This is a genomic window from Candidatus Kuenenia sp., from assembly GCF_027493735.1.
GTDB classification, from domain to species: Bacteria; Planctomycetota; Brocadiia; order Brocadiales; family Brocadiaceae; genus Kuenenia; species Kuenenia stuttgartiensis_A.
Map to the genome: position 1 here is coordinate 180699 of NZ_JAOSKF010000023.1, position 26380 is coordinate 207078.

The window sequence follows — 26380 nt, forward strand, 5'->3', positions numbered from 1 at the left end:
CTTAAACATTTGTTTTTAAACTTCTCATAAGTAGTGTCTGAACGAAAACTATCTTTTTTATGCAAGATTCTTTCTCTGAGCAAATTTAAATTTTTTTAAATTGCCCCTTTTTCAACTTTTTCTTCTACGCTTTAATCTATGATACGGTTGTTTTATTCATTTCCCTCGTTTTTACCATCTTTTCATGTTCTCCGGACATACTATCCCTCATGGATTTTTATTCGAGAGTGTTTTTACGCTGCCTTACGTACTGTTTCTTTTTCTTCCCGGACTTTCTTCTGCAATATACTCCCCATCGTGTGCAAATTTGCCGCCAGCACTCCTAATGCGCAGTATCTTTTAAATCCTTCTATCCCTTTGTCTAAGCATCTGTCCAGCCCATGATGTTCTAACCGGTTAATATCTGACTCCACCGCTGAGTGCTTGTGCCTGAGTTTTTTAAATGTACTCTCCGATTCTTCTTCTGTCTCCGCCTTATTCCTTTTTCCTTTCTTCGGTATGATCACTTTCGGTATATAAAGACTTATCAGTTCCTTGTATTCCTTCTTGTAAAAACCCTTGTCTGCACTTATACTTTCTATCTCTTCTTCACCAAACAAATTTAATAGCTTGTCTGCTAACGGCAGAATTAACGCCACATCTGCTTCTTTTTCCACTACTTGGTGATATCCGATAAACCCCCATTGGTCACTTGCTATCACCAGATTGTGGCCTAATTCCACCCTCTTATTCGCCTTCCCTTTACTCAACCATTCTGTGTGTGGTTCAAACAGTGAATATACCTTTTCCCCTACCGGTATTTGCTCTTCCTTGATAATTCTCCTCTCTACCAAATCTCTGTGCTTCTCCAGCATCTGATAAAAATATTCCATCGACTCCAATGCCTCTTTCTGCATTTCTTCCGCACCCGTTGTTAATATTTTTTCGTACACCGCTATTATGCTCGCACCTATCTTCTCACTTAATCTCTTTGCTAATCCAAGATACTCTTTTACTTGCTTCTTAACCGCCTCCTCTTTCTTGTTTCCACCACCACTTGCCGCTTTCGAACTACTCCTCATCAGACTCTTTAGCTCTTTCCTCCAATTCTTTACCTTTCTCCATCCTTTCCCGTTCAATACCCCTCCCTCTATAAATGCCTCTATCCCATCAAGGCACTTCCTACCCGCATCCCACAGCAAATTCATGTCCGTAGGAAAATGTACGTTTGTCTCCACCACATACGTATCCGTCTTTATGCGGAGCTTCTCCTCCCGTCCGTTCTTTGCCAGCCTCTGGCCTGCCTTTACCACCACATCATTAATCTTCCCCAACGTCTCCTCATCGAGCAATCTTACGTTATCCTTGATGCTTTGCAGCGAATACTTCTTACCCCTCCCAAATACGGTATCTACTCCCATTATCTGACGAATCAGACTATGGTGATTCACCATATCTTCCAACCTGTCATAATCCGCATCTAATCCCAATCTCACCACTCCTATTACCATTATCTGCCATAACTCCATACCATTACGCCCTGTCTCTTTCTTCCCACCCTTTACCTTTGCTTCCAATACCCTGAATACTTCCTCTCGTAATTCCTCTGTAACAAATATGTATTGTAATGCCCTCAAAATCGGCGCTAACTCATCCCTGCTCTTTTCGGGAATTTCTACCTCTGATATTGGTGTGCTTCCAAGTCTCCTTTGCGGCTCGAATCTTTTTCTCATGGCGTGGCAGTTCTCCTTTTGATGACTCTGTTTTTCTGATGTTTTGGGCGAATGTTTGTCTCTTTTCACCCCTTGGTACCCTCGCTTCCCTTATTCTACGCCCTAAGTTTAACATCTACTCACTATACTTTCAACCCTTCATGCAGATACTTTCAACCTCCTTTACCACGTATTTCAAGGCTTACAGCGTTTTCGTTCAGACACTAAGTATCATAATACTTGTTATACAATATTTTTTTGCGAAAGAATTTCCATAATCTTTCAATGAGATTTAAATTGGGTGAATAGGAAGGGAGAAATTTGATCTTTATTCTCGAATTTGCAAGGTATTCTTTGACCAACTTAGACCTGTAATATTTAGCATTATCAGAGATTATGTAAATAGTACCGGCTTGAGCATACCTTGACTCTATTTCATGGAAAAGCTTTATTGTTGATTGAGCATTGATGCTTTCATCTTCCCGGATTGTTACTTCAAAGGTTTCTATGTCAATAGCACCGTTTAAATTTATTCTTTTCCTGCCGGTATTAGAGGGTATTTCCTTCTTTTTGCCTTTCTCTATCCAGCAATATGCAGACGTAGAATTGTGCTGTGGATGAACTCCATCCATAAAAAGTATCTTATAGCCAAACAAATATGATTTTAGAGATTTGGCGATAAAATGGCTTTCTAAAAAACAGATTTATTTGACTAGGCATATTATCAAACACACCCCTAAATCCCCTCTTGATAGAGGGGACTTCTTATCTCCCCCCTAAAAAGAGGGGCCGGGGGTGTGTAAATTTTTCGAAAACCTTATTTGTTTGACTATATCTCCAGGGGCTTTCTCTTCTTTGAGTTGTTTGTAGTTTTCGATAAATTCTTTTTGTTTTTCAGGGTTTGCTTTGCCTGGAACTATTGTGGTTTTCTTGTAAGTAAAGCCTAATCTATCGAGGGTATGTACCATTCCTTCGGGTGTATAGGTCTTATTGAATGTCTGTTTTACATATTCAACAATTTCTTTTGCCGCGCTATAGTTGTTTTTCCTGATATGATCTTTTAATTGTTCTTCTTGTTCGCAAGTGAGTTTTGGCATACAGCCAACATAATTGTCAGATAAAAGCCCGTCGAAACCTTTATCTTTGTATAGTTTTTCGTAATTCCTGATTGTTTGATCGTCTAACAAGAGCGCTTCTGCTACTTCTTCATAACTCCATCCTGAATCAAGAAGAAGTATAGCTTTGATTCGGTCGGCATGACGTCTATGAGGCTCTTTCTTATGTGCTTTTTTAAATTCTATTCGGGTTTTTTCACTGAGAAATGGATTCATGCAGAATTTAATACTCTAGAAACAATTCAAATGCAAGAAAAAAACAGATTTTTATAAAAATAAATGCTTTTTACTATATTTTTCGATTTTCTTTTTCCAACGTTTTTATTTGCTCAGCAAACTCTTTTTTCCCTTTGAGTTCTTTTTTATACTTTTCCATTACTTTGTTAAAAATCAACTTAGCTCACGACAAAGTCTTTGGCTTGTTGCATGGACTTTCACCTATTGGATCAAACAAAATGCTTATCTTACGAAAATCCTAGAAACGAAGCCTACTACCTTCAACGAAATCAAACAGGCGGCCATTCCTTACTCGGATTTGCCTCTACCAACGCCTTATCAAAGAACGAAAAACTCGCCAATGACTATTTTAAATTTAAATCCAAACACTTAAAAAGAAATTGGTCACTTAATTTTTAACAAAGTAATGTACGACATGTCTATACCAACAAACTATTTTACTTTTTTCAACACTTCAACCCTAAACAGAAACTTCTATTTTGTACACACCTCAAAACAGTACTTCAGCGGCAGGGTACAAAGCGTACCATGGTTTTCTTGTCTCTGATAACTTCTCCAAGAAGAGTAATGGTGCGGTCAATTTCTTCCATCATATTACCAAATCCCAGTGAGAAACGCAGTGCACAATGCGCCTCTTCTTCTGTAAGTCCCATTGCCAGCAAAGCGTGTGAAGGTTTAGGTGATCCGGCACGGCATGCAGAACCTGAAGAAAGGCTTATACCTTTCTGGTCCAGAGCAAGAACCACCGACTCTCCACGTATACCAGGCAAAGTCATGTTTAAAGTATTTGGTAATAGTGCCTCTGGATTTCCGTTCATTTTTGCCTCGGCCATTAACTCTCGTATGCCTGCTTCCAACCTGTCTCGCATCCTCTTGATTCTATCCATTTCATGAATGCGCCGTACAGCCAGTTCTGCGGCTTTACCGAGCCCCACAATTCCTAACACATTTTCTGTCCCTGCACGCATTCCACTCTCCTGTTTACCTCCATTCACTAAGGGTTCCAGAACAATTCCTTTACTAATATACAAAGCACCAACACCCTTCGGACCGTATAATTTATGCCCTGACATTGTAAGCAAATCCACGCCAAGAGCTTCCACATCTATTGGGATCTTACCAACCGCCTGCACACAATCAGAATGAAATAGAACGTTGCGTTCCTTCGCTATACGGACCAGAGCTGCTATAGGATTAATAGAACCTGTCTCATTGTTCGCCATCATCACACTTATCAGGCATGTTTTTTCTGTGATTGCTGATTTCAAATCTTCCGGATTAAGCTTCCCGGTTTTATCAATTTTAAGGTATGTTACCATAAATCCATGTCTTTCAAGCCACTCGCATGTATTGATAACTGAAGGATGCTCTATGGTGGTTGTAATAATATGGTTTTTAGAATTCCAGTTTGCAAAGGCCACACCCTTTACAGCAAGGTTATTGGCCTCGGAACCACCACCGGTAAATATTATACGCCTTGCAGTACAATTGAGCAGCTGAGCCACACTCCGACGTGCCGCCTCAACTGCAAACCGAGCATCTTTTCCCTCGGTATAGATGCTCGAAGGATTTCCGTGACCATTCTCTATAAACTGCAGCATTATTTTCTTTACTTCAGGGTCAAGGGGAGTGGTGGCATTGTGGTCAAGATATATACGCTTCTCAATGTGCCGAGGCTTTACACTGGATTCTACCATGCCAGCAGTATCACAGTATTCACCGGAATCTACTTCAACTATTTTCTCTCTTTCTGTTGCCTTGGCCACGTCACACAGAAGGGTTTTATATACAGGGAAGCCTGAGATTGGATCATATCGCTGGAGATCTGTTAATTCATTTACATTGCAGTTCTGCCACTTCTCCGGTCCAACCGGTCCTCCACCACCCATATTGGCATCAATGGCGCCCTGAACAATATCATCAGTAACCAGCGCACACATCGTAACTGTACCGCGCTTTGTCATAATATTTACCAGATCTCCACTCTTAATGTTACGGGCTTCCGCATCCAGGGTATTAATCGTTACAGTCGGTTCGGGTCTTTCTTTCAGTAATCCGGATATACCATGATGCTGAGAACGGAAATCCGTGGTTACTCGCGACCCCGAATTGAAAACAAGTGGAAATTCCTCTGCAAGATCAGGCTGTGAATGAGGGCCTTCTCCCGGTTCTGTGTAGATGGGTAAAGGATCATAACCGTGCTCCTCAAGTATAGTTGAAGCTATTTCAAATTTTCCTGTTGGGGTATCAAATCCGGGCTTACCATCAGTGCGCAATAATCCCTTTTCCCATTTCTTATACTGCATCATTACTGTAGGCGTCTGCACCGTTCCTTTTGCATGCTGAACATCTTCCAGTGCGAATCCTGAACCCTTTAATACATGCCTAAGGAGCTCTTCCTCATTCTTCGGATAAAGGTGTCCATATCCAAGTCTCCTTGCCAGTTCCGACAGGATAAAGAAATCATTGCGAGCTTCTCCAACAGGCTCAATAACCTTCTCTCTGATTCGAAAGATTGGACCATATGTCATGTATGATTCAATTTCATACATGGTAGTTGCCGGAAGGACAATATCTGCATAAGCGGCATCTGCCGTTAATTGGCGATCGACAGATACAAGAAAATCAAGTTTATTCAATGTCTTACGCCAGACAGCAGGTTGAGGCCAGGCGGTAATGATTGACCCTCCAAGAATGATGAGAGATCGGATACGATAGGGTCTTCCCTCAAGTACAGATTCCGGTAACGCAATTGCATGAGATTCACCACGGTATGCACTGTAAACAGGAAAGCGTTCTCTGCCCAATGCTTTTCGTACATCAGGATTGGCAATGCGATCTTCACGATTGATAGGGAAATTGTTCTGGTGCATGGTAAAACAACGCCCACCTGGCACATCAAGCTGTCCTGCAAGCGCCCAGAGAACCATTGTTGCGCGTATTGCCTGAACGCCACTGTCACTATACTCAAGTCCGCTATACATGATGGGTGAAGCGCCGTTTGCCTCTGCAATTCTCCTGGCAAGAGATTTAATTGTCTCTGCCGGCACACCCGTAATGCTTTCTACGGCATCCGGCCCGAAGTGTTGAACATATCTGGCAAGGTCATCAAAACCAACTGACCAATTTTTTACAAAGTCCTCGTCATATAATTCCTCTTCTATGATAACATTGCACATACCAAGAGCAAGGGCTCCATCAGTACCAGGGCGTATTGGAATCCACTCCGCATCGGTAAGCTTTGCTGTCATGGTTCTTCGTGGATCAATTACGACAATCTGCGCACCTTGCTTCTGTGCATTAACAATTCTATTAAGATCAAACGGCGGACAATCGGTAGCAGGATTTGTCCCCCAGACTACTATCATCTGGGCATTTTCAAGATCCGAAAACATATTAATCAGCATCCCCCCCATAGTAGTATGAGGAGCAATCATAGCAAATGAAACGTAACAGAGAGCCCCCACACCAAGAGTATTTGGTGAACCAAATGGAAACAAAACGCTTGATGCCGATGAAACAGCCACGCCCTTCGGCTGAAAGATGTCACACATGGCAAGCTCAAAGCTTCCCCGTCCGGTATAAATAGCAGTAGCCTCCGGTCCTGACTCTTCTTTAATTTTATTAAGGTTTTCAACGATAATATCATAAGCATTATCCCAGGAAATCCTCTCAAACTCATATGTCCCCTTTGGACCCTTTCTCCGCATCGGGTAGCGAAGTCGATCTTTGGAATATACAATTTCCGCAGAGTGTTCTCCGAGCTTGCAAATCATCCCCAGATGAGAGCTTCGATCAGGGCATACTTTATCAATCATTCCCTTCTCATCGTAGGTAACGGTAACCCAGCAGCCTGCCGGGCAGATTCCGCAAATTGCATGTTTATCATTAATACTGCTTCTTGATTCCATAAATATTCCTTTTACTACTATTAATCAATAGACGGCGCAAACAGGTTCAGGCTGAAAAACCGTTCAGGGTCAAACCATTGCTGTTCCACATAAAGGCCTGTCTTTTCTGCCAGCGTATCAATATCGTCGAGTGAATACTTGAATGAGTTTTCCGTGTGGATAGTTTCATTCGCCTTAAAACAAACCTCTAATTCAATGTCACGGATGAAGACCTTCTGATCAATATTACTGATCAGGTACATCTCAATTCGTCCAACTTTTTCATTGTAAATTGCCTTATGATCAAATTTTTCGATATTAAAATTACCTCCAAGTTCTCTATTCACGTGTGTGAGGAGGTTCAGGTTGAACTCAGCAGTGATACCCTGTGAATCATTGTAGGCATTTTCTATAATAGTTTTATCTTTTTGTAAATCTATGCCGACCAGAAACCTGTCATTGGGGAGCATTATTTTCTGTATATGTCGTAGAAGAGTCGTCACCTCTGACCTACCAAGGTTACCAATACTTGACCCTAACCATATAATGAGTTTCCGTTGTGCTGCCTGGATATTTAATTGATGAATTCCTTCATTATATCGAGCGGCAATTGCATTTATTTCCAGATTCGGATATGCCTTGAGCAGAGAATAAGAACTTTCCTCAAGCATTTGGCGAGACACATCTATAGGAGAATAATAAGCCAGACTTTGATGTTTAAGGAAGGTCTCTATTAAAATTCTTGTTTTTGTTGAGCTCCCACTTCCTAATTCTATAAGAGCAGTCTCTTTCGGAAATCGAGAGACAATATCATCCACGTTTGTCTCAAGGATATTCGTTTCTGTGCGCGTCGGGTAGTATTCCGGGAGTTCACAGATTTTCTCAAACAACTGTGATCCGATATGATCATAGAAATAAACAAAAGGAAGGTATTTGGACTCAGAGGCAAGACCGATTTTGACGTCTTCGGAGAAGTTATTTATGAAGATCTCGTCATCGGTTGTTGTAAGCATAAACCGCTCTTCAATTTTTGAAGTTGGCATTAGATGTTTCTCCTCCAAAGATGACAGGAAATTGCCTTTTTCTATCGGGTGTTCAGTTTAATAAAAACAAAGAAAATTACAAGATCTTTTTATTTTATCAGCCCTATTGAACACCAAAGAAGAGAGGCGTAGGGAAGAAGGATGTGGAATTATAGGTGAACTATAAGAAAATGGATAATGTGCAGCACATTACCCGATTTTATACAAGAAATTGACAAAGGCTTGCTCCCATGCAAATGGGGAACGGCAAGACCTTCCCCATATCCTGCAGAGAGAGTATGCGTGCCGTTTTAGACGGTTATAGCAGACAAATAGTCCATTGGGAAATCCGGAAAACAATGAAGGAAACGGAGGTGGAAATTATCCTGAAACGGGCTAAAGAGAAGTATCCAAATGTCAAACCAAGGATCATTTCTGACAATGGTCCACAGTTCATAGCAAAGGATTTCAAGGACTATCTCCGGATAAGCGGGACGGCACATGTTAAAACAACACCTTTCTATCCTCAAAGTAACGGAAAAATAGAAAGATGGCACAAGACAATAAAGCAGGAAGTATTCGCTCCTATTGCCCTGTAAACCTGCAAGATGCCCGGCGAATCGTGGATGAATTTGTTGTGCATTACAACACGAAACGATTACATAGCGCAATAGGTTATATCGCCCCGCAGGACAAATTGCTCGGACGTAAAAAAGAAATCTTTTTGGAACGAGACCGAAAATTAAGTGAAGCGCGGCAACGGCGGGCGGCTAAACGAAAGATCGTTTGACAGAAAGGCGGTGAAGGAATAGAATCGTGCCGTCCGACAAAACAGAGGCGGGCTCTGCTGGGGAGCAATCCGCCGAGGGATAGCCGGACGAGGAACGACGGATCGTCATTCCGAGAGAGGAGGCAAATCGATCCTATTTCGCTCACAACCAAAGAATGACGAACCAGAGTTCCTCTTATACCTAAAATAAACCATGGGGGTCTGGGGTAAAGCTACAGCTTTAGTAGTTTATTTTAAATTCGAAAATTCCCATTTACGGTGAATCAACACAAGATGAACCGTAGAAATCTTGTCCGGGCGTTTGATATTGCCAAGGAAAATGCCAGCATACAAAACTTTCATTTCCACGATGTACGCCATTGCTTTGCGACAAGGTTAGCGCAAAGGGGCATTGATATTTACAGAATATCAAAACTGCCAGGGCATCTTAACATCACCATGACCCAGCGTTATGCACATCATTGTCCTGAAAGTTTAAGGGGTGGGATCGAGGTTTTAGAGAAAGTTGACTACAGTGGGGGTAAACAGAAATGTATCAACGGCCTGAAAACCCTTATAAAATAAGAGCCCGCGATCGGAGTCGAACCGACAACCTCATCATTACGAATGACGTGCTCCGCCAATTGAGCTACGCGGGCTTATTGCATAATAAAATTATGTCGCGATTATAAAACAAATTTACCGATTTTCAATCTTTTATAGCAAAGTATTACAATTTTACAGATTTTCTTACAATGTTGTAAATATCCTTCGTTTGTTCTATAAGGAACTGCAAATCATTCAACGGCAGCATTGTGGCGGCATCGGAAAGCGCCCGTTCCGGATGCTCATGCACTTCCAGGAAGAGTCCGTCACACCCACCTGTTGCGATAGCCGCTCTTGCAAGCGGCGCTACCATAGTTCTATCACCGCCGGACATGCTTCCCTGCCCTCCAGGAAGCTGTGTACTGTGGGTTGCATCAAAGATAACAGGACAATTTAACGTTTTCATAATAATCAGGGAACGCATATCGCTTACCAAATTGTTATATCCAAAACACGCGCCTCGTTCTGTGAGAAGAATCTGCCCGTTTCCGGTGCTTCTTATTTTTTCAACAACCGATTTCATATCCCAAGGCGATAAAAATTGCCCTTTTTTTATATTAACAGGTTTACCGGTATCTGCCGCAGCGACGATTAAATCCGTCTGCCTGCACAAAAAAGCGGGGATTTGAATAATATCAAGCACATCCGCCGCCATTGATATCTCTTCCGTGCAATGTACGTCGGACAGGATTGGAATCTTCAACCGTTCTTTAATCTTACGTAATATTTCCAGCCCTTTTGTAATGCCGGGGCCTCTGTACGAATGGACGGAAGTCCTGTTTGCCTTGTCATATGAAGCTTTAAATATGAAAGGTGCCTTATTTTTAAGAAAAATGTCCTTTAACGTTTCCGCTAACCGAAAACAGCTTTCTTCGCTTTCTATTATGCAAGGCCCTGCGATAAAAAATAATTCAGATTCGCCTATCGAAAAGTTATTTAATGGTATTTTATTTGACATAGTTTCGGGAGTTTGGGAACGAGTTGTGCTTCGGTAGTTTAATAGACTATGCCGAAAAGCTACCAATTTCCTTAAATACCTTCTCTATTATTTCAGGTATTGCATTTTTTAATTCCATGGAAAGTTTCATTCCGTATTTAACAGTTTTTGGCTGGACTCCAATAATCCTTATCTCTGGGAGATTGTCGAGAAGTGTTGCCATTTTAATCACTTCCAACAAGTCAGTTTCGTGTAAGGAATATCTGATTTTTCGATAAGAAGAATAAATGGCGTTGCCTTTGAAGCTGATTATTGCACCGGGTTTCTTACCATTATCAACCGCATCTATAAAGATAACCCTGCCTGCTTCATACATAAGTTCAAGAAGTTTAAACCCGCCGGTACCACCGTCAAATATTTCGATATTTTCCGGTAATTTATGCTTCAACAATTCATTTACTGCATGGATTCCAATACCTTCATCCATTAAGAGAAGATTGCCAATTCCTATGATTTTTATTTTATTGTATTTCCCCATCCATAATATGTTCTGGTATGTGAAAACAGAGGGTTCATCCTAATGTATTTCTACGGCTTCCATTCTGCCATATGTTTTAACAATTTCCATTTCCTTTGGATATCTGCTTCCGCAAGCTTCATCAACTCTTTTGCCATCTCAGGATTGGCTGACCTAAGGGCCTTATATCTATTTTCGCGGTAAGCATATTCTTCAAATGGGATTGATGGATCCTTACTGTTGATTACGAAAGGATTTTCGCCTTGTGCTTCAAGGTCAGGATTGTAACGATATAGGGGCCAATATCCACAAGCAACGGCCTTTTTTTGCGCCTCTATTCCCTTGCTCATATCCATACCGTGCGCAATGCAAGTTGAATATGCTATGATTAAAGCAGGGCCTTTATATGCATCCGCTTCAATAAATGCCTTGAGCGTTTGTGCCTGATTCGCTCCAAAAGCTACCTGGGCAATATAGACATTGCCGTAATTTGACATAATCATGCCAATATTCTTCTTTGGAGTCCGTTTCCCGCCTGCAGCAAATTGTGCAATTGCCCCTAAAGGGGTCGCCTTTGACATCTGCCCGCCCGTATTTGAATACACTTCTGTATCCAATATAAGCAGTTTAATATTTTCCCCGGACGCCAAAACATGGTCTACGCCGCCATAGCCGATATCGTATCCCCAGCCATCGCCACCTACAGACCATACAGATTTTTTCACCAGATAATCTGCAAGAGAAAGCAGGTGTTTTGCTTCTGAAGAACCATCATTTTTTAACAACTGTTTAAGTTTTTCAACACGCTCTCTTTGTTCTTCAATTGATTTCTGATTCGATTGGTCTGCATCAATTAGCGCATCAAATAGTTCTTTAGAACCAGCATAAGTATCTTTTACTGATAGTTTATTAATAAGTTCTACTGCCTGTTTGTGGAAATTATCCACCGCTTGCCGCATACCAAGGCCAAACTCCGCCGTATCCTCAAATAATGAGTTTGACCATGCAGGCCCCCTTCCGTCATCCCGCTTTGTGTAAGGAGTAGTTGGCAGGTTCCCACCATAAATAGAACTGCAACCAGTTGCGTTTGCTATCAATAACCGGTCGCCAAATAATTGTGTAAGTAATTTAATATATGGGGTCTCCCCGCAACCAACACAGGCGCCGCTATATTCAAAGAGCGGCTTTACAAATTGACTGCCTTTTACGTTCGAAATACTGAACCTTGATGTATCGGTTTCCGGCAGCTTTAAAAAGAAATCATAATTTTCTGCTTCAATGCATCGTAAAGGTTCTTGTAATTTCATATTAATCGCCTTAACCCCTGGTATCTTATTACCGTTAGAGTCCTTTTTCTGACCAGGGCAATTGAACACGCAAGATGCACATCCGGTACAATCTTCAGGAGCAACCTGTACCGTAAATTTAAGCCCCTGAAGATCTTTTCCCGTCGCATCTATGGATTTGAAAGCACGAGGAGCATCTTTGAGCAACGAAGGATCATATGCTTTAATTCTGATTGAAGCATGAGGACACACAAAAGAACACTGACCACATTGTATACATGCGTCAGGTTCCCATTCAGGAATATGGACGCCAATGTTTCTTTTTTCATATTGCGTAGTTCCTGTTGGCCAGGTCCCGTCATCCGGGATTGCCGATACCGGCAATGAATCTCCTTTATTTGCAAGCAATTTTGCTGTTACATTCCTGACAAATTCAGGTGCATTATCCGGTACAGGCTTAATCATCCTTACCTTGCTCTTGGCTTTATCAGGAATCGGCACCTCGATAATACTTTGCAGCGCCCGGTCAACTGCTTCATAATTCAACTTCACCACTTCTTCGCCCTTCTTTATATAAGTCTTTTTAATCTCTTTTTTAATAGACTCTATTGCTTTTTCTTTTGGGATAATACCCGATATAACAAAAAAGGCTGTTTGCATTATCATATTTATTCTTGCGCCAAGGCCAATTTCTTCGGCAAGTGAAATGGCATCGATTATATAAAGCTTCATTTTTTTCTTAATGAGTTGTTCCTGGACTTCAACGGGCAGTGAGTCCCATGCGTCATCCCTGGTATGCGAAGTTGTGAGAAGAAAGGTTGCGCCTTCTTCTGCATTGGATAACATATCAATTTTTTCAGGGAAAGCGGGATTGTGGCAGGCAATAAAATTCGCCTTTGAAATAAGATAGGGTTTATTGATTTTTTCTTTCCCAAATCTCAGATGTGATACGGTTGTAGCGCCGGCTTTCTTCGAATCATAAACAAAATATGCCTGTGAATAATTATCCGTTTCATCGCCAATAATTTTTATAGTGTTTTTATTGGCGCCTACCGTGCCGTCAGAACCTAATCCGTAAAATAATGCCCGAAATACCTTGCTTTCATCATTATTAAAGTTTTCATCATATTCCAGGCTCGTATTACATACATCGTCATCAATACCAATGGTGAAGTGATTCTTTGGGGTCTCTTTTGAAATATTATCATATACGGCCTTTACCATTGCAGGGGTAAAATCTTTTGACCCAAGTCCATATCTTCCGCCGACTATCTTTGGATACTCCCTGAATTTTGCAATGCCTTTTTCCATCGCCTCGCTTATCGCAGTTCTCACATCAAGATAGAGTGGTTCACCAATCGCACCAGGCTCCTTTGTCCTGTCAAGCACCGCAATAGCTTTTACGCTTACCGGCAATGTTTTTACAAACGTATCAATATCAAAAGGTCTGAACAACCTGACCTGCAGAAGCCCAAGTTTTTTACCGTTTTTATTAAGGGCGCTAATGGTGTTTGCAACTGTTTCACCGCCTGAACCCATAATGACGATGATATTTTCCGCATCGGGCGCTCCATAATAATCAAATAGTTTATATTGGCGACCAACAATACCTGCAAATCTGTCCATCACTTTTTGCACTATCGCGGGAGTTGCGTTGTAGTATTTATTCACCGTCTCCCTGCCTTGAAAATACACGTCAGGATTCTGTGATGTGCCTCTGATAGCGGGATGATCCGGGGAAAGCCCTCTTTTGCGATGGGCAATAACAAGATCGTCATTTATCATCGCACGCATATCATCAAAGCTTAGTTCCTCAATCTTCTGTACCTCGTGAGAGGTTCTGAAACCGTCAAAGAAATGAATAAATGGAATCCTAGACTCAAGAGTCGCTGCCTGTGATATAAGGGCAAAATCCATTGCTTCCTGAACATTCTGGGAACACAACATTGCGAATCCGGTAGCACGGGCAGCCATTACGTCAGAATGATCACCAAATATCGACAGCCCCTGGCATGCAAGCGAGCGAGCTGTTATATGAAAAACAGTAGGCGTTAATTCGCCTGCTATTTTATACATATTCGGTATAATAAGTAACAGCCCCTGGGAAGCAGAATTAGTCGTGGCTAATGCCCCTGTCGTTAAAGACCCGTGGACAGCGCCTGCGACACCGGCTTCTGACTGCATCTGACTCACTTTGGGAACTGTGCCCCATATGTTTACTTGTCCTTTTGCTGACTTAGCGTCGCAAATCTCCGCAATTGGGGAAGACGGGGTTATTGGATAGATTGTAATTATTTCGTTTGTAGCATGTACTACATGTGCGCATGCGGTACAACCATCGACGATTACTGTCCTACGATTCATTCCTTTCTCCTTGCAGATTATATTTATCCATTACTAAAATACTTAATTGGGGCCAGAAAAGCATAATTTCTTCATTAATAGTAACTATTCAGCGTAATTTATTAAACTACCGGAGCTCAGAACGTAACTCGTTCCCAAACTCCACAGACTGAGTCAAATAAAAGTTGCAGCGATGGTGTATATTCGGCTTAAAAAGTATAGAATAATTTTTTTCGACACTTTATTTTGTAGCAGGTCTAAAAATTCCCGTAGTATATCTTTATTAGTGCATTCCGGTGTCTAATCCCTCTGGTTTTACATGCTATTGAACTTTGCAATCAACATTGGCACACCAATTATGGTTATCATTCTCGCCATGTTAAAACAGGTTGATAGAATTGATAGTTCTGCATCAACCCCTTCCCTGCCCCGCAATAAAAATTGACCGGCTCCTAAATTCCGTTTCATATGACCAAATTGTAATTCTACCTTTTCTTTACGCAATTTATAGAGCTTCTGGCTTTCTTCCTCGTGGTATATTTCTTCGAGTCGCTCTTTAAGTTCTTCTAGTTTTACCATTCGCACTACCCGCCTACCATCTTTGCAGGTAGTGCATTTTCCAAAATGCCGGCATTCACGACACTCTTTACCTACGGCCTTGTAACTTACTTTCTCCTCAGAACCAAATGCGAATCCTTTCTTCTCAAGTATCTTTCCTTCAGGACAAATATATACATCCTTTTCCTTATCGTAGCTAAACTCTTCCTTACCAAACGGCTCTAACTCCGTTTTCTTGTTCTCTTTTTGCGCCTGCCTTCTGCCCGGCATTATTACCTTTACATCTTCCGGTACTTTCTCTATATCTTTAAGACTGAAATATCCCGCATCGCTCACTACCTCTGCCGGCGGCTTCCCCAAGGTTTCTGTACACTGTTTCACCTGCCCTGAGAGTTGATTCAGATCGTTGTTCTGACTAACGGCTTCGCTGTTTACTATTAATCCGTGTTTCTTGTCCGTGCTTACCTGGCAATTCATTATTGCATGACTCCCCTGCCTTCAGACTGGGTCAAATGAACTTTGTTGTCTCAAAAGTGGGGGCAACTCCTCGCATTATGCCTGTTTTAGACCATATTTAGTGCTGTTTTCCCATTAAAGTGGAGAATGCCTGTCGTAAAATAGGATAAAATTGTCCATTTGACCCAGTCTGCTTGTCTTGCCATTGACACTATCACTATCCGTAGTATTGATCTTCTCTTTACCGCTCTCCTTGAGTTTCTTCGATATCTCTTTTACCTTCGCCTGCAATTTCTCATTGCTCTGAAGCTCTTCTTTTAGCTTCACTAATGACCCCTTACTGTCTTCTTCCTTGTCTATCCGTTCGGCTTCTTCCATTATCCTTTCTATATTTTTCTCCGCTATCTCTAAATATTTCCCGCACTTCTTTTCATCCCACGTATTATTTATAGAGGCATTCGCCCTGAATTTACTCCCGTCTATAAACAAGATGTTTCCCGCTATCAATCCAATCTCTATACAGAATTTTACATTCTGATTTAAAACCTGCTTTATCGCTTCTTTATTCTCTCTGCGAAATCTCGATATCGTACGGTAATCAGGTTTTATACCGGATACTAACCACATGAAGGATAGATTATGATAGTACGCCCTTTCCAGTCTGCGGGAACTCCTTTCCCCATAGGCATATCCATATACGATTAATTTTAAGAGCGCCCTTGGATGATATTCATGCGCACCGGCTTTATACGCATTGATCTCAAAACCCATTTCCTGAAGGTCTAAGCTCTCTATAAATGCATCATACGCCCTCACAGGATCTTCTTTTCCTACATAATCTTGTATTACCGGTGGAAAAAGTGTGTTTTGATCTCTGTTCCCTATAATATATGCCATATTCCCCTTGTCTCCTCGTTTAATGCAATCATGTGTGATGAAAACAAACCGTAAAATAGATTTATCTCTTTATTTTACAAGTGGTTATGTTAGCATAAACCATACGGATAGTCAAGGGTTTTTTGACTTTAATTTGTTGATTTATAAATACTTACGTCATTTTACCTATGTCTGGCCAAAACCTGTACACAACGACTGCCTGGCGAACGGTTGTTTGGCTGAAAATAGTTTCTTATTTCCCTATGTGACCTTTTTAGGCCATAAATGTTTTTCATTTGACCCAGTCTGCCAGTTTGGGAACGCAATTGCACTGGAAACTTTGTTTCCAGTGAGGGTCTGACTTGACAAATTACAAACTGTCTGAACCCTGTGATTTTATTTCCTATCTATCAGCAAACAGGCGAGAAACCGGAGTTTCTCGAACAAATGCATTCCCAAACTGGAGTTTGGGAACGAGCCGTGTATCGTTTACGCTGAATAGTTACCATTAATAATAATAAAAAGAAAATAATTTTACACGTAAAAACTGAATTTTATCTTACATTAAATTAGATTAGATTAGATTAACGTCGCTATGTCCGAAAGATGGACATTGCGTTGAAACAAAAAAAGCCACACAACGATTATTACTTTTCATTGTGTGGCCTATCCTTTGACAGGCAACATAAAACATTGCCCCTCTCGTTTCTGCCCCCAACCTTTGCCATTAGGTATGCTATATAAAAAATCTATGAAGTCAAACTAAAAAATAACACAAAAACGCAACTATTCAGCATAAACATTACACAACTCCCGGCGTGTTCAGGTTTGCAAACCTGAACACGCTAAGGAAATATCATTAGTCACATTGGTCATTGGTAAATTTGTAGTGAATTTTTTAATCTGTGCAATCGTTCGACTGAGCTCACGACGAAGTCTGTGTAATCTGTGGTTCCCCTTTTTGTAAGTTTTTCTTTGTGTCATTTATGTTCTGTATCCTTTGTACTACTATCCATCAACTTCTTGTTTCTAATACTCGTTTTTCAGAATGCATAACCGTAAGGCATTAATTAGATGAGGCTTCCGTAAAGTTTGGAGCATTTGTTTTTTGTCGTTCGAATTTGTTTCGGATTTTGATATTAGAATTTCAAATTTGTCAAAAAAACAAACGATAGTATTCGTTATTCAGTACCAAGTAACTTTTTTAGTTGCGGCTATAGTGCACTAGCCCCAGTTTATAAATTAGGTTGGGTTTTTAAAAGACAAAAACCCAACCTAATTTATATTATTCCATTATAGCCAAACAAATCAAGTTTTGGAAATTCAGGATAACGCAGCATGTAATACACACCCCGTCTGCTCCGCTACCACCCCTCTTTTTATAGGAGAAAGCCGGAAGTCCCCTCTAAAAAGCTAATCTTTACCCACAAATTTCAAGAGCACCGTAGTTGTACGGCCAATTGAGCTGAAGGCTAAGTGGTGTAAAGTTCGTAAGCAACTTCAATATCAGCCAAACGTGACATGCCTCGCCAAAGTACTTCACTTCCGGGATGGCCATCACCACGGCGACCCAGATGACCGCCAAGTTTACCTAAAAGCCGCACGGCATCATTGAGGCTTGGAGGTAAATCAGGAGGCTCCTTGACCTTGTTCGCAAAAGTTGTCAATGCTTTCCATTCAGAATCGCTGAAGTAGACAGTACAAGGGACATCAGGTGTTTCTTGTCCTAAAGTAGTCAGGTAATGGATACGCCAAGCTATAATCATATCAATGGCCAAAGCGTTGCACAGACGACGGGCACTCTCCAACTGCCGGGACTCGACACGACAACCGCTCTTGATAATACGATGATAACACTCAATACCCCATCGGCGAGCATACCATTCCAAACGTTCGTAAGCATCTTTTTCTTGCTTAACCGCAACTGTGGTTAACAGCATCCATTCTAACCCATCAATTCCTATAGGCGGATTGACTTCCTGCGCCAGCACCGCCCACACCCCCCCCCCAGAAATATTTTTTTTAAAAAGGGGGCAGCGTAACAGGCACCGTTCGTACCATAAGTATTGCCTGACGTGCGGAGCGTTTCTCACTCGGAGGTATCAATATTTCGCGGGTACCTATAACCGGTTGCTGTTCCAGTTTAGTCCACAAAAACTCGCATGATTCTTTATCATCAACAACCTTTCTATTGCGCGAACGTTCTGCACGGATCAGCAACTGAGCGCCATCAGGCGTATTATACTGCTCAGCGAATACCTCGTGAATATCGGCCTCACGATCTGCCACAACCACCAGCAAAGATTTGTTTCGACAGCGTTTCTGTACTTGCGATACTGCATGGTAACTCTCCACCCATTTCCAGCTTTCCTTCTCTTCGATAGGCTTCTTGTGTCGTTCATGTTTGCTGCCTATTCCGTCCCGCGCCCAGCATTGCACATTCAGAAGTCCCAAGGGTGTACCACTTTCAGTAAACGCCATCGTATCATGCACCATCAGTCCACGAACTTTTTCACTCTTAGTACCTATCGGCCCTAACCCCTGCGTATTCGGATGTGTGCTATAATTCAGAGTCGTAGTATCTTGCGCTACCAAAACCAAACTATTCTCCTTCACACGCTCTTCCGTGGCCTCATAATGAGCTTGCAATATCGCCTTCCAATCTACATTCTCATTGTCAAGGAATCGGTATGCAGCCTTAGTCGCACTGACTGAGCCGCACGCCTGCGGAATGTTTGCCAAAGGTTTGTCATAAAACATACCTGTCATTTCTAAAAGTCTTGAGGTCAATCGTGCATCGCCCAATTTTGTTCCTCCAAGTTCCGCTTCTATCCAATCCCGAGGCTCTTTTTGTGCCACTCTTTGGCGAACATGTACTTTGCCATCGGCACAACAACACAACACCGCCTGCCATTTCTTTTGCAACGGCATAACATAAACGTCTTTGACCGTTGCACCTGTTCCTTTTCGTCCTCGACCTTCCGTGCCTCCTACATACTTCCAGTTAGCTGCCCGATAACAGCTTCCGGAAAACCGTCCTCGTTCCACATAGGTTTCTAAAAGTACAGGACGATATTTATACACTCTTTCCCAATCATCTACCAAACGTGTTTGGCATTTTGCCAATACATGCGATGCCAAACATTTTACTCTTACCGTAGGCGCTATTAAATACCGACTGTTATTGATAACAAACGTATGATTCCGCTTACGTGCTTCCTCCGTCCATCCTATCCACTCGTCGCGACTTTCCACCCGTCTGGCACAGGCACTATAACTTAGCCCTCCTATCCATCCGTAATGTTCACTGCGTACAAGATACCGAAGTTGCGCCCCGCATAGGGGCCCACTTCCAAGATAATGATGCGCTTCTAACATGCTACGCCAAAGTTTCGAATGGAATCTCGTTGTAACCCGTATAATCTCTACGTCACCCAACTCCGCTAGCTCGCATGACACTTCCGCAATCGGAGGCGCCTCCGCAGGTTTATTGACTTTTTGAAATGCATAATGCTTGTTCACCTTTGGAAGATTGATCTCTTTACGACGATCCAATTCCAATAACGCCTTGCGACAACTCATCTCTTGCAAACGGCCCGCTTGATTCCTCCAGTCCATCCATTCGCATACCAGACGCGACAGTTTACGACGCGATAGACAGGGTTCCTTTTGGATAGTTTCTGATAAACGCTTTATTACATCATCTGAAAATATTCGACCTCCTACTCTAAGCATGTACACAGTGTAACATACGGTTAACACGGTGTCCAGCAAAAAATATGGGTCATCCCCAGCTAAAAAGAGGGGATTTAGGGGTGTGTAAATATTCTAAAATCATATTTGTTTGACTATAGAAGATGTTTTCGTCGTATTCCTTCCTGATAAGCTGGCTGTGTACAACTAACTCATTAACAACTGACCAATCATCCTTTGCCAGATCCAGAAATCCTTTTACCGCTTCCTCACGCATGGGATACACGACTGTGATGCTCAAGAGATCATCTTCTACATTTCCAGTGAAAGCAAAGGCATTCCCCTCGTAGCCAATAATGAAGGAAATAAAGGGCGAAGACAGGTTGGTATCAATGGCAAATTATTTTAGGTAAAATGATCAAAAGAAGTGGAAATACAATATTTCCACGTATGATGTGGTTGATCCAAGAGGAGTCTATAAGGGCATATAATTAAAACTCAAGGCATATGAGAATAATCAGGACACTTCCCATATTTCTTGATTGATCTGGGAAAATAAGAGGAAGTGTCCCTATATTTATAATAATGATAAAGGAAAATACTTAAGCAAATTTTTCAAATTTTTCTTTAGTAGCATTGCAAAGAGGGCACGTGTCAGGAGCTTCACCCTCCAAAGTATAACCACAAACGGAACATACCTGGATTGCATCAAGTTTTGGATCATTATTATTATTCACTGCATCTTTCGCCTTATCAAACAGCTTTTTATGCATTTTTTCTGTTCCCAAAGCCCATTCAAAACTTCGTTGTGCATCATTTTCCTTCTGAAATTTTGCAACTTCAATAAAAACAGGGTACATTTCATTGATTTCAAACTCTTCCCCCATCAGAGCAAGACCCAGATTCTTTAGCGTTTCACCGGGACCGAAAGTCGCAGCACTATTCGCCACAAATCCACCGTTCAAATGTTTTAATGTTTCATAATGGCTTCTTGCATGAATCGTTTCTGCATGAGCAATTGCCCTGAATAATCGACCGGCATTAGGATAGCCTTCTTTATCAGCCAGGTTCGCAAAATGGGTGTAGCGCATAAAGGCCTGACTTTCACCCCCAAATGCATTAATCATATTCTGTTCTGTCATCTTTCTCATGTGTATATTCCTCCCCACTGGTTTAATTATAAAATATGCTTAAAAACTTCCTTCATTGTCACTGGTTTTCATGATTAATCTTTAAATTTTGCCATTGCATTGCTAAAAGCGGATTTCAGTGCTTCCCAAGCTGTTTCTGACCCTGCTTTGATATCTTCCCAGGATTCTTCTGCTGCAGATTTGAGTTGTTGGAGCTTGCCTTGCAATGCTTTATAGTCGTTTTCCAATGAATCGATGTTCTTATAGTATTCTATCTTTGCTTCTGCATTTGCCTTGTCCGCTTTGGCCTTTAAATTCTCAATCTTTGATCTCCATTCCCTTAGTTGTGCATCTAGCTTTTCTTCATATGCCTTTCTCTTATCCATAACAAATCTCCTCTTTCTAAATACGCCCGATTAAAAGTAAAATGAGTAAAATTATCAGGATAAATCCCAAAGAACCGCTTGGATAAAACCCCCAACTTATACTATAGGGCCACGTCGGTAATGCCCCAAGAAGAGCCAAAACGAGTAGTACTATCAGTATCGTTCTTAACAATTTATATCTCCTTTTAAAATGGTATAAGATGAAACATATTTTGCTTTTCCACACCTTGAAAGTCTGAAAAAGTATTTCAAACCGGCGGTCTTCGCCTCCCGAATAATCCGGCTATCAAAAAGAAGATAAAGACAACTATAAAAATAAAGAACAATATCTTTGCTATCCCTGCCGACGCAGCAGCCAACCCGCCAAAACCTAAAAAAGCAGCAACAATTGAAATGATAAAAAAAACCAAAGCCCAGTAAAGCATAGTACTATCTCCTTTCATTTTAAAAAAAATTTAAATAACGATTTCTACAGTTTTCATGCAAAAAACCCTTAACAACAAATGGGAAAAATATGTTTATCAAAAATGCACCTGCAGTAAGAATATCTGACAAAAGAATTGACTGACGCAGACTACCATTGTTTTGTTTTGTCGCTATCTTCAACAAATAACTTGCCCGTCACAAGAAGGTTTTGAATTGCTTCCTGATAATACGGCTTTCCCCTGCTTGCAAGGGAACCAGGAAACGTTGCAAGCGTTATATCTGCACATGATTCTGTAAATTCATTCAGTACAATTGCACACCGTTGATCATACGACAAAGTAACATTATGAATCATAGGAAAATCGAAAAGGCTTACCCAAAACTCGGTAGTTTTTTTATCGACTTCCGTAGCATTCTCCTTTATCGTCCTGACTTCCAGCCTGACTAATATTTCTTTTGATTCGATGTTGACTTTTATTACACTCGTTTTATAGTTTCTCTCGATACCTTCTACCATAAGGTTATCTTCCTCTAACTGAAGGGACCCATGGCTTTGTTCAAGCCGTTCAATATCAACCATTCGCGAAAATTTATCGCCGGCTCCTTCCAAAATCAACATCTGCTTTTCAATTATTGTCTGTGCAGTTTGATACAAACGCGTTAAATACTCTTTATGCATATTATTGGATAGAGAAGAAACAGACATTTTTTCTTTCATATATTCAAAAAATGGTTTCAGATTAAAACTTTCATGGAAATTATTTGCAATAAGTTCAAAATTTAACATTTGCTCATTCAGTTTAAACGTATCAGCTTCAGAAAATATTTTTATACTTGAATTGAACAGGTCTTCACGCAATTTATTTTCCGCTTCTTCTTGTTTCCTCATAATACCGGAGTAGACTTGAATTGCTTCCATGGTGAGTACTCCTCTTTCTGTAAGTGCTTTAGCAGCCGCCCGTTCCTTTAAATAATTGGAGCCTAAATATCCGGAAACAAGAATAGCCGTTGCAACAAAAAGACTTCCGCATGGTCCGATATAACAACTGATAAGCCTTTCTACCCTGCTACAATATTGAATATTCGTCTCTTCTTTCTCATATTCCATGCTTATTTTCTCTGTATAAAGGAATCAACATTCTTTTATCTTACAATCCTATATGAATAGGTTCTGTTTCAAAATAAATAACATTGATTTTAAAAAAGGCATTTCTATTACTATTATTTCTCCAGAAAATCGTTACAGTTTTTTTAGACACTTTTCCAACAAAATACTTTGTTCATATTATAAGGCTACCAAAGTTCTTTGTTGATATTTTCATCAAATAATTTTCCTGTCATGAGGAGGTTTTGAATCACTTCCTGATAATAGGGTTTTCCCCTTACGGCCAAAGAACCAGGGAATGTTACCAGTGTGATATCCGCACATGATTCTGTAAATTCATTCAATACAATTGCACACCGTTGATCATGTAACAGGGTAACATTATGAATCATAGGAAAATTAAAATAATCTAGCCTATACTCAGAAATTATTGTATTAACGTCTTCTGAAGATTTTCTCTGTGTTCTTATTTCCAACCTGACCAACATTTCTTTTAATTTATCGTTCGCTTTTCGTACATAAATTTTATAGTTTCTCTTTATCCCTTCTACAATAAGACTTTCTTCTTCTAGTTGAAGACTTCCCTGAATTTGCCCCAGCCTTTCCAAATCTACCATTCGTGAAAATTTCTCACCCTCTCCTTCTAAAACCATCATTTGCTTTTTCATTATCGATTTTGCTGTAGCATATAAACGAGTTAAATATATTTCTTTCGGGGCATATCCCGAAGAAACTTGTATTTGTTCTCTTATAAAACTAAAAAAAGGTTTCAAATTAAAAGTTTCATGGAAGTTTAAAGCAAGAAGTTCCAAATTTAATATTTGTTCTTCAAGTTTACAGGTATCCGGCATAGAAAACACTTTCATACTTGAATTAAACATATCTTCGTGCAATTTATTTTCCGCCTCTTCTTGTTCCCTCATCATATCGGAGTATATCTGTATTGCCTCCATGGTGAGTACACCCTTTTCTGAACGTGCTTTAGCATCTGCCCGCTCCTTTAAATAATTGGAACCTAAATATCCTGAAATAAGTATTGCAGTTGCAATAATCAGGCTGCCACATGGCCCTAGATAATGTGTAGTAAACTTTTCAAATTTAGTACCCAAATATTTTTCTTTTTTAGCTTTTTCTTTCTCCGCCATGCTTATCTTCTCCTTGCCAGGAAAGAACCGTTTTTTTCTTCTAAAACGAAATCATATTGGATCGCATTCTCATAGATATATATTAAAATCGGTTCTGACATTAATTCTTCATTCCGTATTATAAGAAGGCCACGTCCTTTCCCCGGCACATATAATGAATAGGATCCATATTGTGCACATTTTGAAGAGTAAGTCTTTCCGGATGTTAGCATTTCAAGTTTTATCTCTGACCCTTCTGCTATTGGCTTTCCATCTTTTTTTATTGTTCCGTAAATTTCTCCCGAAAAAGCAATAGTAGTATTAAGCAACAGAAACAATATAACTATTAAATATTTTTTCATTCCCGATTCCTTCATTGCCTCCAAATGCTTAATCGATTAGTAGGTATGCATTACTTTTAAAGGAGTTGTCATGATATAATCATTACTGGTCTGTGCCCCATGGCATTTAATACATGATGACAGCTTACCGGCCAGCTTGATGGTCTTCGTCTCTCCGCCTTCTTCTTTCTCTGTGACCATAACGTCACCATTCGGTTCATATTTAATCCAGAACCAATCCTTCGCATCAGGATCAAAACCTTTTATTTTCTGCATTACCGTTATAGAATCAATGTTTTTATCCTTTCTATAATTCTCTTTAATTATTATCGCACCTGGTTGTAATTCACCTTTCTTATGTTTAATTGCCTCATGGGCGAGATCGTTTACATATGTGGTAAGCCAAAACCCATGTGGTTCTGTTCCTTCATAAAAAGCATTTTTCCCGGGCCACATTTTCCAGTTTTCCCGATACTTTTCATTTTGCATTCTTTCCCATAGTTCTTTCGCCATTAATTCATAAACAGGCTCGGTTCCTTTCGGTTTTTCCTCTGTTATTTCTTTTTTTGTAATACTTTTTACAAAACTTGTATAAATATAATCATTAAGAAACTGGTTTTTGTGACAAGAAATGCAGTTATCGACTTTACCAGCCAAAGAAATAGTTTTCCCATATTTTTCTTCAGTCATTATTGCACCATTTGGTTTAAACTTGATCCAAAACCAATCATTGTTTTCAGGATTAAAACCTTTTATCTTCTTCATTACGGTAATGTATTCTAAACTTTTATCAAACATGTAGTTTTCAGTAACGATAACAGCATCAAAAGGCATGGACTCTTTCTTACTGACAATAGAATCATAAGCCACTTCATTTACATACGTGCTCAATAAAGTCCCATGTGGATCAATTCCATTATAGAAAGCCTCTTTATCTGGCCACATTTTCCAACTTTCCTGGTAATTGTCACTCTTCATTTTATTCCAGATTTCAGTAGCTATCCTTTTGGCATTCATAACTTCTTCTTCTTTCTTTTTTGTCTCGCTTATTTCTTTCCCTATGTCCACAATCGGACTTGTATAAATATAATCATTGTCGGTCTGCAAACTATGGCATTCTATACAATCAGCAACTTTTCCTGCCAACTTTAATGCCTTATTATTTTTTTTAACAGTTGTAATTTCACCATCAGTTTCATATTTTACCCAAAACCAATCATTCGCAAGCGGATTGAAGCCTTTTATTTTATGCATTACTGTTATAAAGGTAATGTTTCTATCTGATGTATAATTCTCAGTAATAATTATCGCTCCAGAGGACAGCTTTCCTTTCTTATTTTTAATTGCATCATATGCAATATCATTCACATAGGTAGTCAGCAATTCCCCATGTGGCTGCCTTCCTTTATAAAAGTCTCCCGTATCCGGCCATAACTTCCAATTCAGTTTGTAATTCTCTTTGTGTATCGTATCCCAGAGTTCCTTTGCTTTCCCCTCCGCATCTGTTATTATCATTTCCGTTTTTTCTGTTTCAGGCAATCCTTTCTCCGTCTCCAAAGATGTTCCTTCTCCTGTAATTCCGGTCTTTTCTTCTTCAGAAACGTATGGTGATTTCTCTTTAGCAGACGCAGGTGTACTTTTTTCGACCGTTTCTGTTGATTCTTCAGATTTGTATCCCCTACCTATTTTTTTACATCCTATTATGGGGAAAAAACCAATTGCAATTACAACTAATAATGATAATAAATATTTTTTCACTTTTATCCCTCTCATTAATTTTTTGATTTAATTTTAGTTTGCATTCGTAATTATTCAGCGTAAACGATACACGGCTCGTTCCCAAACCTTGTACTGAACATAGTATCGTTTACG

At 40.3% G+C, this 26380-nt stretch carries 23 protein-coding genes and 1 tRNA gene; 3 read left to right on the forward strand and 21 right to left on the reverse strand.

Features of this window, described 5'->3' with window-relative positions:
• Window positions 1-233: 233 nt before the first annotated feature.
• The 5 genes from M5U24_RS17035 to egtD all read right to left on the reverse strand — a co-directional run bounded on the left by M5U24_RS17035 (window position 234) and on the right by egtD (window position 7976).
• A complete protein-coding gene (locus tag M5U24_RS17035; RefSeq protein WP_070065843.1) occupies window positions 234-1712 on the reverse strand; it encodes an ISNCY-like element ISCku10 family transposase in 1479 nt (492 codons plus the stop codon).
• Window positions 1713-1915: 203 nt separating this feature from the next.
• The gene (locus M5U24_RS17040; protein ID WP_099323678.1) at window positions 1916-2323 is read right to left on the reverse strand and encodes an IS630 family transposase; all 408 of its coding nucleotides are present in this window, start codon (window positions 2321-2323) and stop codon (window positions 1916-1918) included.
• Between the two features lie 144 nt (window positions 2324-2467).
• Window positions 2468-3022 carry a winged helix-turn-helix domain-containing protein gene (locus M5U24_RS17045; RefSeq protein WP_099323679.1) on the reverse strand — a complete coding sequence of 185 codons (555 nt, stop codon included), beginning with the start codon at window positions 3020-3022 and terminating at the stop codon, window positions 2468-2470.
• A gap of 524 nt (window positions 3023-3546) precedes the next feature.
• Entirely contained in the window at window positions 3547-6954 is a 3408-nt protein-coding gene (locus M5U24_RS17050) for an IscS subfamily cysteine desulfurase (protein ID WP_099323680.1), read from the reverse strand.
• Between the two features lie 20 nt (window positions 6955-6974).
• Window positions 6975-7976, reverse strand: a complete 1002-nt coding sequence (gene egtD, locus M5U24_RS17055; RefSeq protein ID WP_099323681.1) for an L-histidine N(alpha)-methyltransferase — start codon at window positions 7974-7976, stop codon at window positions 6975-6977.
• 278 nt (window positions 7977-8254) lie between these two features.
• Between egtD and M5U24_RS17060 the strand changes: the two genes are divergently transcribed.
• From M5U24_RS17060 to M5U24_RS17070, 3 genes are all read left to right on the forward strand, one after another.
• Entirely contained in the window at window positions 8255-8554 is a 300-nt protein-coding gene (locus tag M5U24_RS17060) for a DDE-type integrase/transposase/recombinase (RefSeq protein WP_157775636.1), read from the forward strand.
• A complete protein-coding gene (locus M5U24_RS17065; RefSeq protein ID WP_099323683.1) occupies window positions 8506-8745 on the forward strand; it encodes an integrase core domain-containing protein in 240 nt (79 codons plus the stop codon). The genes M5U24_RS17060 and M5U24_RS17065 overlap by 49 nt, the downstream gene beginning before the upstream one ends.
• A 273-nt stretch (window positions 8746-9018) precedes the next feature.
• Window positions 9019-9309 (forward strand): tyrosine-type recombinase/integrase, encoded by a 291-nt coding sequence (locus M5U24_RS17070; RefSeq protein ID WP_099323684.1) that lies wholly within the window; start codon window positions 9019-9021, stop codon window positions 9307-9309.
• Between the two features lies 1 nt (window position 9310).
• Here M5U24_RS17070 and M5U24_RS17075 read toward each other — a convergent pair.
• The 16 genes from M5U24_RS17075 to M5U24_RS17150 form a co-directional block, all read right to left on the reverse strand.
• Window positions 9311-9383, reverse strand: a tRNA-Thr gene (locus M5U24_RS17075).
• Between the two features lie 71 nt (window positions 9384-9454).
• On the reverse strand, window positions 9455-10288 hold the full coding sequence (kdsA, locus tag M5U24_RS17080; protein ID WP_099323685.1) for a 3-deoxy-8-phosphooctulonate synthase: 834 nt from the start codon (window positions 10286-10288) through the stop codon (window positions 9455-9457).
• Between the two features lie 46 nt (window positions 10289-10334).
• Window positions 10335-10805 carry a HyaD/HybD family hydrogenase maturation endopeptidase gene (locus M5U24_RS17085; protein ID WP_099323686.1) on the reverse strand — a complete coding sequence of 157 codons (471 nt, stop codon included), beginning with the start codon at window positions 10803-10805 and terminating at the stop codon, window positions 10335-10337.
• A gap of 50 nt (window positions 10806-10855) precedes the next feature.
• Window positions 10856-14434, reverse strand: a complete 3579-nt coding sequence (gene nifJ, locus M5U24_RS17090) for a pyruvate:ferredoxin (flavodoxin) oxidoreductase (protein ID WP_099323687.1) — start codon at window positions 14432-14434, stop codon at window positions 10856-10858.
• A 294-nt stretch (window positions 14435-14728) separates the two neighbouring features.
• Complete coding sequence (locus M5U24_RS17095) at window positions 14729-15448, reverse strand: transposase (RefSeq protein WP_099323688.1); 720 nt, start codon at window positions 15446-15448, stop codon at window positions 14729-14731.
• Between the two features lie 114 nt (window positions 15449-15562).
• A complete protein-coding gene (locus tag M5U24_RS17100) occupies window positions 15563-16324 on the reverse strand; it encodes a transposase (RefSeq protein WP_099323689.1) in 762 nt (253 codons plus the stop codon).
• Window positions 16325-17775: 1451 nt separating this feature from the next.
• Complete coding sequence (locus M5U24_RS17105) at window positions 17776-18396, reverse strand: IS4 family transposase (protein WP_298203104.1); 621 nt, start codon at window positions 18394-18396, stop codon at window positions 17776-17778.
• Window positions 18326-20038: an IS4 family transposase gene (locus M5U24_RS17110; RefSeq protein ID WP_298203106.1), complete on the reverse strand. Its 1713-nt coding sequence runs from the start codon at window positions 20036-20038 to the stop codon at window positions 18326-18328. Before M5U24_RS17110 ends, M5U24_RS17105 begins: the two co-directional genes overlap by 71 nt.
• 49 nt (window positions 20039-20087) lie before the next feature.
• A complete protein-coding gene (locus tag M5U24_RS17115; protein WP_157775639.1) occupies window positions 20088-20297 on the reverse strand; it encodes a hypothetical protein in 210 nt (69 codons plus the stop codon).
• A gap of 301 nt (window positions 20298-20598) precedes the next feature.
• The gene (locus tag M5U24_RS17120; protein WP_099323693.1) at window positions 20599-21147 is read right to left on the reverse strand and encodes a rubrerythrin family protein; all 549 of its coding nucleotides are present in this window, start codon (window positions 21145-21147) and stop codon (window positions 20599-20601) included.
• A gap of 74 nt (window positions 21148-21221) precedes the next feature.
• The gene (locus M5U24_RS17125; protein ID WP_099323694.1) at window positions 21222-21512 is read right to left on the reverse strand and encodes a coiled coil domain-containing protein; all 291 of its coding nucleotides are present in this window, start codon (window positions 21510-21512) and stop codon (window positions 21222-21224) included.
• 248 nt (window positions 21513-21760) lie between these two features.
• Window positions 21761-21937, reverse strand: a complete 177-nt coding sequence (locus M5U24_RS17130) for a DUF1328 family protein (RefSeq protein ID WP_099323696.1) — start codon at window positions 21935-21937, stop codon at window positions 21761-21763.
• Window positions 21938-22086: 149 nt separating this feature from the next.
• Entirely contained in the window at window positions 22087-23046 is a 960-nt protein-coding gene (locus tag M5U24_RS17135; protein ID WP_099323697.1) for a hypothetical protein, read from the reverse strand.
• A gap of 185 nt (window positions 23047-23231) precedes the next feature.
• A complete protein-coding gene (locus tag M5U24_RS17140) occupies window positions 23232-24188 on the reverse strand; it encodes a hypothetical protein (protein ID WP_099323698.1) in 957 nt (318 codons plus the stop codon).
• Window positions 24189-24190: 2 nt separating this feature from the next.
• Window positions 24191-24544, reverse strand: a complete 354-nt coding sequence (locus M5U24_RS17145; RefSeq protein WP_164995109.1) for a hypothetical protein — start codon at window positions 24542-24544, stop codon at window positions 24191-24193.
• 21 nt (window positions 24545-24565) lie between these two features.
• Complete coding sequence (locus tag M5U24_RS17150) at window positions 24566-26266, reverse strand: cytochrome P460 family protein (protein ID WP_172953463.1); 1701 nt, start codon at window positions 26264-26266, stop codon at window positions 24566-24568.
• Window positions 26267-26380 lie beyond the last annotated feature (114 nt).